Origin of the sequence: Sphingomonas arabinosi, from assembly GCF_036663715.1 — a bacterium.
Taxonomy (GTDB): domain Bacteria; phylum Pseudomonadota; class Alphaproteobacteria; order Sphingomonadales; family Sphingomonadaceae; genus Sphingomonas.
Map to the genome: position 1 here is coordinate 513,184 of NZ_JAXOJN010000003.1, position 12,283 is coordinate 525,466.

Annotated in this window: 10 protein-coding genes; 6 read left to right on the plus strand and 4 right to left on the minus strand. The window is 64.3% G+C overall.

Translation table 11 applies throughout. The features are described 5' to 3' along the window. Positions 1-318 precede the first annotated feature (318 nt). Both U1708_RS07930 and U1708_RS07935 read right to left on the minus strand, forming a co-directional pair. Positions 319-1,611 carry a hypothetical protein gene (locus U1708_RS07930; RefSeq protein ID WP_332744421.1) on the minus strand — a complete coding sequence of 431 codons (1,293 nt, stop codon included), beginning with the start codon at positions 1,609-1,611 and terminating at the stop codon, positions 319-321. Next, a complete protein-coding gene (locus tag U1708_RS07935; RefSeq protein ID WP_332744422.1) occupies positions 1,608-4,004 on the minus strand; it encodes a DEAD/DEAH box helicase family protein in 2,397 nt (798 codons plus the stop codon). The genes U1708_RS07930 and U1708_RS07935 overlap by 4 nt, the downstream gene beginning before the upstream one ends. Before the next feature lie 299 nt (positions 4,005-4,303). Between U1708_RS07935 and U1708_RS07940 the strand changes: the two genes are divergently transcribed. Then, positions 4,304-4,960 (plus strand): hypothetical protein, encoded by a 657-nt coding sequence (locus U1708_RS07940; RefSeq protein WP_332744423.1) that lies wholly within the window; start codon positions 4,304-4,306, stop codon positions 4,958-4,960. Positions 4,961-4,967: 7 nt separating this feature from the next. Continuing rightward, on the plus strand, positions 4,968-5,762 hold the full coding sequence (locus U1708_RS07945) for a GIY-YIG nuclease family protein (protein ID WP_332744425.1): 795 nt from the start codon (positions 4,968-4,970) through the stop codon (positions 5,760-5,762). Here U1708_RS07945 and U1708_RS07950 read toward each other — a convergent pair. Next, positions 5,665-6,006, minus strand: a complete 342-nt coding sequence (locus U1708_RS07950) for a DUF2958 domain-containing protein (RefSeq protein ID WP_332744426.1) — start codon at positions 6,004-6,006, stop codon at positions 5,665-5,667. The two genes, U1708_RS07945 and U1708_RS07950, sit on opposite strands and share 98 nt — an antisense overlap. 90 nt (positions 6,007-6,096) lie before the next feature. Continuing rightward, complete coding sequence (locus U1708_RS07955; RefSeq protein ID WP_332744427.1) at positions 6,097-7,242, minus strand: aminotransferase class V-fold PLP-dependent enzyme; 1,146 nt, start codon at positions 7,240-7,242, stop codon at positions 6,097-6,099. 89 nt (positions 7,243-7,331) lie between these two features. Between U1708_RS07955 and dndB the strand changes: the two genes are divergently transcribed. Genes dndB through dndE form a run of 4 tightly spaced genes read left to right on the plus strand, consistent with a single transcriptional unit; the run spans position 7,332 to position 12,282 of the window. Beyond that, entirely contained in the window at positions 7,332-8,408 is a 1,077-nt protein-coding gene (gene dndB, locus U1708_RS07960; protein WP_332744429.1) for a DNA sulfur modification protein DndB, read from the plus strand. Beyond that, positions 8,401-9,918, plus strand: a complete 1,518-nt coding sequence (dndC, locus tag U1708_RS07965; RefSeq protein WP_332744431.1) for a DNA phosphorothioation system sulfurtransferase DndC — start codon at positions 8,401-8,403, stop codon at positions 9,916-9,918. The genes dndB and dndC overlap by 8 nt, the downstream gene beginning before the upstream one ends. Continuing rightward, entirely contained in the window at positions 9,915-11,912 is a 1,998-nt protein-coding gene (dndD, locus tag U1708_RS07970) for a DNA sulfur modification protein DndD (RefSeq protein WP_332744433.1), read from the plus strand. Before dndC ends, dndD begins: the two co-directional genes overlap by 4 nt. After that, complete coding sequence (gene dndE / locus U1708_RS07975) at positions 11,902-12,282, plus strand: DNA sulfur modification protein DndE (RefSeq protein WP_332744435.1); 381 nt, start codon at positions 11,902-11,904, stop codon at positions 12,280-12,282. Before dndD ends, dndE begins: the two co-directional genes overlap by 11 nt. Position 12,283: the final 1 nt, after the last annotated feature.

Genomic DNA, 12,283 nt, shown 5'->3' on the forward strand with positions numbered 1-12,283 from the left:
AGTGGGTTATCCATATCTCGATCGCTTCCGAGCCAACAACGCGGACGCGACGGTCTGCTACATCTCCTTAGATACGGCGACCATGATGTCCGTCGGCCCCGGCGCGACGACTTTCACACGGATATGCCGAGGCGTTCAGCCGCGCATAGGCGCGCAGCGCCGCCTCGTTCGTGGCATAGGTACTGAAGGGCAACACTCCGATGTTGCCGACGTTCCCGGCTCCTGACGCCAAGACTTACCGTGCGCTTCAGGAAGGGCCGCCGACAGTTGGTCGGCGACCATTGATCGTTTTTGGCGCTTGTGGAGGAACTGGCGGGGTCAGTCCTGAGCATTGTCGTTGATGAATTTAATGTACTTTCCGATCTGCTCGACCGCCTGATCTAGCATGGGCCGGAGATGCTCCCCCTGCGCGATCAAGGTGTCCAGCTTGATCTGTCTCAGTCCGGTCAGCAGGTCGTTCAACGCTTTAATCGGAGTGTTCTGCTCACGGTGTGAGTCGGCTTCGCGACCCAGACGCCAGACCGGCGTTGCATCCTCCGGCGTCGCGATACTTAGCCGCCGCGCGAGATTCGTGGTGCCGGATTTGGCGTCGTAGCGTGCTATCTTCTGCCAAAGGCGGATGTCCTCTGCCTTCTGCAGAATGTTCTCGTTGATCGCGTCCGGATCGTCGCCCGTGGTCTCCCTGGGCTTTGAGAACGCCCATTGAAACAACGCCTCCTCGCCCTCTTCCGAAAGCTCGAGCCGATCGGACGTGAACCCGAACTCGTCCCGCGCATGCTTGCTCGCGAGGATGTTGTCGAAGAAGTACTGATCGCCGTCACCGAGCTTGTTGCCCGCGGCCTCGATCCGCTCCTCGTAGTTCAACCTGAAGTGGCTGAACGCAGAGACGGCCTGGATGTCCTTGCGGATCTGGTCCGGCTTTAGCGGAAGCTCCGTCGCGATCTGATCGAGGATCGGCTGCTCGAGGCGAAGCGGCTCGTCCTCGCCGTGCTTGTCGTAGTAGGCGCTCTCGTACAGGGAGATGATGTACAGGTTGGTCGCGTACGGGCCCCAGCCCTTGGCCGGCATCACATGGCGCACGCCCAGAAGACGGGGCAGCTTGATCCGCAATTGGGCCGCGTCACTGGCGATGACGGGATAGACGGTCACGGTTCGGGTGTCGGCGATCAGCTGCTTGATCTTTCCGATCAGCACCTTCTGCGGATTGACCTGCGACTGCGGGGCGCCGGCCTTCACCAAGCGATCGAGACGCTTCTGCTCCCTCTCGAGCCGATCAGGCAACCTCTTGAGCAGGGACACCCGCGTGTTCCCCTCAACGACGATGTGACCCTTGCCGCTTGGATGCTCCCAGACGAGGATCTGGTCGACCGGGGTCCACCCCTGCTCGATGATCGACGCCTCGAGGTCGGCTGCCTTGTACTTGTCGTAGACGTCGATCACGAGACGCGCCTGAAGGGCGGCGTCGAAGATCGCTTCGGGATCCGCATAGCCGGGTGCTGGTTTGGGCGCGATCCGTGGATTGTTGGGATCAAGGGCGATCTGGTCGAGGCCGAGCTCGAACGGCTTGCCCATGTCGAGTTGCCGGGGCTGGACGCCGGTTGCCTTCTTCATTCTTCTATCCTTTCGGTGGTTCCCGGCAGCGCCAAGGTGAGATGGTATAGCCCTTCGTCCGACAGCAGCCTGTCTGCACGAAAAAGGTGGGTCATTGGAAGCCGTGGTGGTGCGAGCCTGGCACGGATCGCCTCCAACTGCGCCAGTTGCGCCGCCGGCTCGACCAGCCTGAGCTCGTCGCGCATGGCGGCTAGCCAAATGTCGACGTCCCTCCACGTCCCGGCGTCGAGAAGCAGGCCTTCCGCACCGCCGAAGGGAAGATGCGTCTTGATTGCCATAGAGAAGGCGGCGGGGTCGGAGGCATAGGTGCGCTCGAGAGCGCCGCGGTTGTGGCAGTCGGCGAGGAACGCGGACAGCATGCCCGGCAACGCCGGCCGGTACCGCAGCGTCACGTAACGCAACCACGTAGTGCTGTGGTTTCGCGCGTAACCCCGGTTCCCCTGCGCAGGCCCCGGTGCGCGCGTCAGCTCCTCGTGCGCGAAGTAGGCTGCGGTCAGTACGCCGGTCAGTTGCCGCCGGAGACGCTGATCCGTCGCGGACAGACCAAGCCCTGGGCCGAGCACGTCGAGAAACTCGGTCGGGTCCGAGCGCTGAGCGCCCATCAGGCTGAACCGATTGTAGACGGCACGGAACACAGCGGAGTTCTGCGGCGTCTCGACGAACACGCCCCAGCGGGCATCCGAGTCAAAGCGGTCGGCCTCGCCGAAATAGGGAAGCCCGTAGAACATCAGGCGAGGCGGTTCGTCCGGCGCGCATGCGGCGATTGCCGCCATCGCCTCGCTGCGGGAACGACCATCCACCCGATGTCCCGCGAGAAGCTCGGCAGCTATGGCAAGCATCTCGCCGTTGTCGGCGAAGTCGATATCGCGCAGTTCCGGCAGGAGACGGTCATCGATCTCCTGATAGAGCCATCGCTGATCGAAGCGGTAGACGAGGTCCGGATTGTTCGCCTGAACTACCCATGCCTTCGTCTTTCCGGGGGAGTACCGGACGCACCGTCCGGCCGCCTGCATCAGCTTGATCACGCTTTCTGTCCGGTAGGTGATCACGACCGCATCGATCTGCGGGTCGTCGTAACCCTCGAGCAGCATCTGGGCAGAGATGACGATTCCCTGCGATTTGGCGCCAAACAGGGCCAGAAAGTCCTCGGCGTCCAGACCATGAGAATTTTGGCCACCTCCGACGAAGCCGACGTCCGTCGGCTTGAGCCGGTGCCCCGGAGCGGACTCGATCGCAACGACCAGGCGTTCGTGCAATTCGCGCATTTGCTCGAGCCGCGTTACGAGCACCATGGTCTTCGTGAACCGGTCCGCGCTTTCGGACACGAGCATGTCGACGAGATTGCCCATCGTCTCGCCGGAAAGGGTGAAGTCAGGTACGTCGAACGGCTCGAACTGCGGGGTGATGATAACCCCTCGCTCAGCGAGCTCCCTATAGGTGATGGTGAACGCGATCTCGTCGATGCCGATCGGCAGCAGGTCGGGTCGGTTCGGCGTGGCGGTGAGCAGCAGCACCGGGAAGGTGTGCTTCGCGTCGAAGACCGGCTGGTAGGTCGCCGCAGCTGCATGATGCGCTTCGTCGATCACCACCAGCGCGAGACCGCCACCATCCTCGAGTAGGGCTCCGGCGTCGCCGATCATCGTGAAGGCGACCCTTGCGGCCAGCGCGGCGGCTCCCGGCGGAAGCGAATCCGGGTGTTCGTCGACGAGTTTGGTCAACTCGCGATGAGCCTGCGCATGAAGCGACCGGCGATGAGTGATCCATACGGCGCGCGACGTGGTGGAGCTTTCGCGTGCAAGCGTCTCCAGGATGATGCGGAACGCGGTGCGGGTCTTTCCAGCGCCGGTCGGAAGTACGAGCCCGATGTTACCGCCCGGTCGCCGTCGAATGGCGTCCAGGCACTGGGCGACGGCCTCGTTTTGAAAGGACCAGTCCGGACCCGGGCGAACTGGGATGACCGAAGGTTCCGGTTTCAATTCTCGAGGACTCACGGACGTCGCCAGCGCCAACCTGACGGCCGCCGGCGGCATCGCCAGCTTGTCGGCAAGCACGGCAACGTCCAGCGGTCCGCCGCCATTCGCAGCCAATGCGCGTGCGGCGGCGTCGCCTAGCCTGGCGCGGTCGCCGGCCCGCTGATCAGGGCGCCGGGGCCCCAGGGCTTCGGCCGCCAGCCTGAGCGCATCGAACGTCTGTTCGTTCAGCCCGCGGGTTGCGTCGTCCGAAAGCGCGGCATGGACGCGGTTGGCGTGCAGGGTTGCGCCGCCGGCGCGGCTCAGGACGTCATTGAGCGCTTTGGTGAGCGCGGAGACGCTACCGGTTTCGAAGTACAGCGGGACCAGAAGGCCGTCGACGACCGCCTGAACCTCCGGGGTGCCAACACCATAACGCGCCATGCCGAAATCTCCGTTCTGCTACTGGCCATGTAAGGCTACACCATACAAAACGCAATCATTATGGAACGCGGAAAGCTATCGTTCCGAATCGCACATGAAAGGCATTGCGCAACGATCGCGGACGTGCTTAAACCGACGCTGTCCACTGCGTCGTCAGAGGGTGAAGTGTTTTACGAGTCGCCCAGAACGGCGAAACCCCGCGAGGACCTCCTGATGGAGGCTGTCGCGGGGCTCTGGGGTCCGATTCCATGTACCCGGAAGGGGCATAGACGGTCATCGGCTCACGCGGAGTGAATAGAATGGTGCCGGTCAAAAATCAATTGCCGAATATCCATACGTTCGCTGGCGTGATCCCCCCTGCGCGCTCTGCCGCATTCCTTCGTGCAGCCGGCGGCGACCCTGAGCGGGCTTTGGCTCTGCACGACTGGAACGAAGCCGTCGGGGCGGCCTTCTATCCCATGCTCCAGAAGGCGGAGCTCGGCCTTCGCACCAAGGTTGGGGCGGCGATGGAGGCGAGCTGGGGGCCTTTGTGGTTCACCGACCCCGAGTTCCTCAGGATCAACGACTTCGCCGTTCACAAGGAGGTCGCTACGGCGATCCACCGTCTGATGGCACGCGACGCGGTCGTGGACGCCGACGGGCTGATGGAGAAGTCGTCGTTCGGCCTCTGGGTCGGCCTGCTGCGTCCGATCTTCAATCCGCCGGTTTGGATGACGCGGCTGCGTACGGCATTTCCCGCTCTTCCCGTTACCGAAGGCCGTCACGAACTGGCATCGCTGGCGTCGCATGCCGCGAACCTGCGCAATCGCATCGATCACCATGAATTGCTTATCGGACTCGATCTATCCACCGATCATGCCGACGTCATGACGCTTCTCGGCTGGATCGATCGGTCGTTGGCCGCCCGCGCCCGGACGACCTGCACTGTGCGGCAACTGCTGCGCGCAAAGCCCTAGATCAGTGGTGGGCGCAACCAGTCAATGGTCGCAGGCCGAGACTATCCTGGCGTTCGATGTCGCGGTCAGGAACGGCAGGACCCGCTCCCACGACCCATCGATCCGCGATCTTTCGCGACGTCTGCGTGAAGTCGGGGACGAGTCCGTCGCGTTTCGTCATCGCAACACCCACGGCGTGATGTGCAAGGTGAACCGCCTTGTCGATCTCATCGAAAGGCGGACGCCTTCTGGTGGCGCCAGACTTGAGAAGAGCGTCTTCGACGAGTTCGCCGGTCGACCGAAAGCTCTCGCGACGGCCGTAGCCGAAGCCAACACCCTGCTCGCCGCCCCACCCCGCCTGGAGCCGTCACGCGGCCCACCCCCCGCCTTCGGCAAAGCGGTCGTCGTACGCCATGATGGTCCGACCTACGTGTATCTCGCGCGATTGCACGGCGTCGTCCTCGATGACGGACGACTGCTGGCGAAGATCGGGCGAAGCGCCCAGGTCGCACGCCGCATGAGCGAGCTGAACGGCGGCCTGCCCGCCCCGCTGGGTGTTCGCTGGCAGTCCTTGGCGACATGGCAGTACCGCGACGCGATCGCAGCGCATCTCGCGGAGCAGGATCTGCTGGCGCGATGCGCAGCCGACGGCTGTTCGGCAGGAGGAGAGTTCCTCGCCATCAGTGCGTGCGCCCTGGACGGCATCGTCGAGGCCGGCCCCCGGATCACCGGACGATCCGACCGGCAGCCGTCGCCCAACGGCCGAGTTCGGCGAGGGTCGCGCGCGGCACGAAGGACAGATCGCGCTCCACGGCGAGATTGAGCGCGCCCCTCAGCGTCGCTATCTCGGCCAGATCGAAACTGCCGATCTCGGGCACGCCGATGCCGATGTCCGCTAGTCCGTAGGCGATGTCGGCGTTGCGGGGATCGAGTTCGCCGACGAGCCAGACGCCGGGGCCGTCGGGCTGGAACAGTCGCGCCATCGGTATGATCGCCTCGTCGTCCAAGGCATTCGCGCCTGCGTCGAGGAGCCGCGCCCGCTCGGGCTGCGTGAACCAAGTCTTCATCTTCTTTTCTCCGGATCACCATGATCCAGAAAAATCGAGGCCGTGGCACCACCTCTTGAGGACGAAGCCGACGTCGGAAGGGACGGTTCGCTAAATTCTCAGGTCGTCCATGCGGGCGACCATCTCACCCCAGGGGATCGTCCCGGTGTCATGCGACCAAGATAATCTCACCGTTCCAGCGACCTCCTCGGGGTCCAGCCCCATGGCCAGCATGACGTGGCTGGGTTCGTACCGCGCCGACGTGCATGCGGAACCGTTCGATATGGCGACCAGCCCCTTCAGGGCGACCATGACGGCTTCGGAGTCGAGCCCGGGAACTGCGAAGCTAAGGATGTTCGCCAGCGGATCGCCCCCGCCGTGGATGGTTGGCGTCAAAGGAGCGAGAGCCGCCAGCGCCTCAGCCCTAATAGCGGCGCAACGCGTCGTGCGCCCCCCCTCTTCCGCGATTGCGAGTTCAGCGGCGAGACCGAAGCCTGCGATCAGCGGCACGGGTTGCGTGCCAGGCCTTATTCCGAACTCCTGCCCGCCCCCTACCATCAGAGGCGTGAGCGGCGGCCTCCGCATCCCCCGCCGTCGGGCGACCAGCGCGCCTATCCCTTTTGGCCCGAAGACCTTGTGTCCACTAAGACTCACGAGGTCGATCCGAGCGTCCCGCAGCTCGTCCGTGCGGCGGCCGAGCGTCTGGGCCGCGTCGACGTGCAGATAGGGACCGTCCCTCTCCAGTCCGGCGGCAATGGCGGCGATGGGCTGGACCGCGCCGGTCTCGTTGTTGGCATGCATGACGCTGACGATCAGCGTATCACGACGGACGGCCGCCAGAACTTCCTCCGCCGACACGACACCGGCGCGGTTCGGCGTGATGCGTGTCACGGTGAACCCCCTCGCTTCGAGACGCGCTAGAGGCTCGAGGACCGCCTTGTGTTCGATCGCCGTGGAGACGATGTGACGACACCCGGTGGCTTCGCCATGATCCGCCAGGCCGAGTATGGCGAGATTGTCGCTCTCGGTCGCCCCGCTGGTGAATACGATCTCGTCGGACGATGCGGCCACGCAGGCCGCGAGCCGGTCCCGCGCACGGGATACCTGCCTGGAGGCGTCGAGCCCGAACTCGTGCGTTCGGCTTCCCGCGTTCCCGTATTCCAGCGTCATCAGCTGCATTATCAGATCGCCGACGCGAGGGTCCGTCGCAGTGGTCGCGGCATTGTCGAGGTATACGAACTGAGACGAACTATGCATGATAAGGATCCGAATTTCGCTTCCCACGTTGACGAAGTAACGGTGTTTTGGTAGCATAGCGGCCATGGTACGAGTACGATAGAGGCGAGATGGACCCCGCTTTCGAATATGCCTTTCCGGCAATCCGCGGCGTGCAGGCCAAGCGACAATTCTACGTGTCGATGTGTCCCTTGCGCCTGATCCCGCGCCTCTTCCTCTTCAACGAAGCGGAGATGGTGCCCGAGCTACGAGCGCAGAGGCAGCTGAACAAGCAGCGTCTGCCGGAGATCGCGCGCTACATCGCCGAAAACCGGGACAGCTACGTCTTCTCCGCCATCACCGCATCGGTGGATGCGGACGTGCGCTTCGATCCTCACGAGGGCTCGACCGATCTGGGCGTGCTCCACGTGCCGATGGATGCGCGCTTCATCATCAACGACGGGCAACACCGCCGCGCCGCGATCGAAATGGCGCTCGCCCAGTGCCCCGATCTCGGAGACGAAAGCATCTCGGTCGTGTTCTTCATGGACCGCGGGCTTGAACGTTGCCAGCAGATGTTCGCCGACCTCAACCGCTATGCGATCCGACCATCGACGTCGCTCAACGTGCTGTACGATCAGCGCGATCGCAAGGCGCAGTTGGCGAAGCTGGTCGTCGAGCGGCTGCCCGGCATGAAGCCTCTCGTGAACCTCGAGCGCTCGAACCTCGCCAAGGGATCGAAGCATCTGCTGACGCTGAGCGCTCTGTTCACCGCGACGAACACGCTGCTCGATAATCACGAGCTTGGTGACGAGGAGGAGGAAGTCGTCGTGTCGTTCTGGTCGGCCGTGCTGGGCGAACTCGACGGTTGGCGCGACGTCGGCGAGGGACGGATGACGGCCGGCACCTTCCGCGAGACCAACCTCCACGGACAGGCGGTCGTTCTGGACGCCCTCGGCCGGGTGGGCAATTCCCTGCTCGGCGATCCGCGACCTTGGCCGGAGAAGCTGAAGGGACTGGGCGAGATCCGCTGGCGTCGCGACGATCCCCAGTGGGAGGGTCGCGCCATGATCGGCGGCGTCGTGAACAAGGGTCGCCAAAGCGTCATCATGACGGCGGCCGTCATCAAATCCAGGCTTGGCCTACCCCTCGGCGCAGACGAGCGTCGAGCCGAACACGCGTTGAATCGAGGCGATCTTGTTGCTTGAACCATCCTCCTCCCCCCGCGTCGGCGCGTTCGCCGCTCTGGGTTTCAAGGCCACGGTCGCACGGCTGATCGAAGAGATCGCCGATCTGTATCAGGCCGACGCCATCCCCTGGGTCATCGGCTACAGCGGAGGCAAGGACTCCACCGCCACGCTGCAGCTAGTTTGGATGGCGTTGTCCCGGATTCCCGTCGAAGCGAGGTCGAAACCCGTATACGTCATCAGCACGGATACGATGGTCGAGAACCCGGTGGTCGCCGCATGGGTCGCGCGCTCCCTCGACCACATGGCGATGGCCGCGATCGAGGCGGGCCTCCCCCTCACCGCCCACCGCCTCACCCCCAAGGCGACCGACACCTTCTGGGTGAACCTGATCGGCCGCGGCTATCCTGCGCCGCGCCCGAAGTTCCGATGGTGCACCGAACGCCTGAAGATCAACCCGTCGAACCAGTTCATTTCCGATGTGGTCAAGGCCAACGGCGAGGCGATCGTGGTGCTGGGCATGCGCAAGACCGAAAGTCAGGCCCGGGCCAGGGTCATGGAGCGTCTCGAAGGCGGACGCGCCCGCGACCTCCTCTCGCCGAACGCCAGCTTGCAGAATTCCTTCGTCTACACGCCGGTCGAGAACTGGACGAACGACGACGTCTGGACGTTCCTGATGCAGGTGCGCAACCCGTGGGGGTTCGCGAACAAGGATCTGCTGACGATGTACCAGGGTGCCTCCGCGGACGGCGAGTGTCCGTTGGTGATCGACTCGTCTACCCCAAGCTGCGGCGACAGCCGTTTCGGATGCTGGGTCTGCACGCTGGTCGAACGCGATCGATCGATGACGGCGATGATACAGAACGACCAGGAGAAGGAGTGGATGCTTCCTCTGCTCGAGCTGCGGAACGAGCTGGACGAGGACGACCGCCATCTGCGTGACTTCCGCCGCATGAATGGTTCGGTCCAACTCTACAAGGATCGCGTCATCCCCGGTCCATACACGCAGGCCGCGCGCGAGCACTGGCTTGCGAAGGTCCTGCAGGCCCAGCGTCACATCCGCGATCACGGACCACCCGAGATGGATGGCTTCGAACTGCTCACCCTGGAGGAATTGACCGAGATCCGCAGGCTGTGGGTCATCGAGAAGCACGAGTTGGAGGACAGCCTTCCCGGCATATACGAGCGCGAGACCGGCGTCGTGTTTCCCGGTGGCCGTCTCGACGACAACATGGCGCTCGGCGCCGAGGAAATGGCGCTGCTGCGCGAGATCTGCGACGACGATCTGCACTTCCAGTTGACGCGCGAGCTTCTCGACGTGGAGCGTCAGCACAGGACGATGGGGCGGCGCCACGGACTGTTCAAAGCACTCGATCAGGCATTCCGTCGCGGGGCGCACGACAGTGCCGAGGAAGCGGAGAATCGTGCGCTGGACCGTCGCGGCATTCTCGACGACGTTCGCGCCGAGGCCGGGGAGTTGGCCCTGCCGTTCATGGTCGGGTTGTCCGACCTGAATGGAGCCGTCCAGTGATACTGGACGAACTCGTCCTGCACGATTTCGGTGTCTACGGCGGGCGCCAGTCCTTGACGCTTACGCCGAGTTCGTCGGACAAGCCGATCGTCCTCGTCGGCGGCCTCAACGGCGGTGGAAAGACGACGATACTCGAGGCGTTGCAACTCTGCCTCTTCGGCGGAGCGGCCCCGTCGGCTGCAAGGTCCGCCGGCGGCTACGAGGAGCATCTTCGGCGACGCATCCACCGCGGAACGGGTGTTCAGGAAGCGGGGGTCGAGCTCGCGTTCCGCCACACGTCGAACGGCGTCGAGCAGTCATATCGCGTCGTTCGGTCCTGGGCGGTCGGGCGCGGTGGATCGTGCCGGGAGACGTTGGAGATACTTCGCGACGGAAGGATCGACAGGCTGGCAACCGACAATTGGCCGGAGCAGGTCGAGGAATTCATGCCCGCGCGCATCGCCAGTCTGTTCCTGTTCGATGGCGAAAAGGTTGAGAGCTACGCGGATCCGGAGGAGGCGCCTGCGCTGATCGCGACGGCCGTCCATAACCTGCTCGGATTAGACATCGTTGAACGGCTCGGGATGGATCTGTCGGCTCTCGAGCGACGCAAGCGCGTCGACGCGACCGGTCCGCAGGTTGTCACACCGGCGGACGAGGCGAGGGACGACCTCGAAAGGCGACGCGAGCAGCGGCTCGCGCTTCAACGTGAACTAGCTGCGAACAACGACGCCCTGGATCGTGCGAACCGAGACTTGAGGACGGCCGACGAGCGCTTCCGACGTGAGGGCGGTGATCTGTACGCGGTACGCGACACGCTCGAGGCGAATGCCGCGGCGGCTGCACGGCACAGATCCGACGAGGAGCGGCAATTGCGGGAGACGGCCGCGGGTGCGGCCCCGTTGCTGATGGTTCACGAACTGCTGGCGGCCGTCGCCGAGCGGGACCGTCACGAACAGGACACGGCCGGGGCGGCCGGTCTGGCCGCCATCCTCCAGGACGAGCATCTGGCAATGCTCCGACTGCCGCACATCGCGGCTCTTAAGGCATCCGCCCGTTCGGAGATCGAGACGGCCCTTTCAGGTCGTCGTGAACAGCACGCGCTCGTCGGCGCGCGCGACGTTCACCTGGCGTTGTCGTCCGAAGCCCGGCTTGCGCTGGTAGGGCTGACCGGTGACGAGCTCGGGGAGCTTCGCCACGACGTCCAAGCCGCACTGGCTCGTGCAGCGGACGTTCGGCGGGCTGACGAAGACGCCGGCGCGGCGCTTGCGGCGATACCGAGTGCGGGCGCCCTCGAGGATTTGTCCTCGAAGCGGACCGGGCTGCAAGCGGAAGTCGCAAGACTCGAACAGGCCAAATCGGCGTCGGAAGCGGCGCTCGCGGATGCCGATCGCGATATCGCCCAGCTGCGTGAACGAGAGGCCAAACTGGCGGAAGCGGACGCATTGGAGCGGTTCAAGGGCGAAGATGCCGACCGCGTTCTGCTGCATTCGGCACGAGTGCGCGGCACTCTGCTCCGCTTCCGCGAAGCGGTCATCGCGCGGCACGTGTCGCGCATCGAGACCCTGGTGCTGGAGAGCTTCCAGCGTTTGGTCCGCAAGCCTGGACTGATAAGCGAACTGGCAATCGATCCCGTCACCTTCGCCCTGCAACTGACGGCCGGCGACGGCCATGTCATGGTACCTGGCCAACTGTCGGCAGGCGAACGCCAACTGCTCGCGGTGGCGATCCTATGGGGCTTGGCGAAAGCTTCGGGGCGTCCGCTCCCGACCGTGATCGACACGCCTCTCGGACGTCTCGACTCGCATCATCGTTCGCGACTTGTGGAGCGCTACTTCCCCCACGCCAGCCATCAGGTGATCCTGCTGTCCACCGACGAGGAGATCTCCGGGCCGTACCACGCCGCGTTGCTTCCCTTCATAGGTCGAAGCTACCGGTTGGAGTTCGACGAGGCCGCCCGCAGGACGGTGATCGAGGATGGCTACCTCAACGGAGACACCCGCCTTGTCGCTTGAACACATCCGTCTGTCCAAGCAGGCACGGGAACAGCTCATCCGGCTCAAGAGGCATACCGGGATCGAGCATTGGAACGTGCTGTGCCGCTGGGCCTTCTGCCGATCACTCGCGGAACCGAACGTACCGCCGCCGTCGCGAATACCGGCGGACAGCAACGTCGAGTTGTCGTGGCGGGTGTTCGGCGGCCGAAACCACGAGATCTACCTGGCCTTGCTGAAGGAACGCTGCCTGCGCGATGGCTTCGAGCTCGACGATGAGACGCTTGATGGCCAGTTTCGTTTGCACCTGCACCGGGGAATCGCCTATCTGGCCGGCGACAAGCGCATACGTGGCGGGGTCGCCGCGTTCGTCGGACTGGTATCGGACTGAG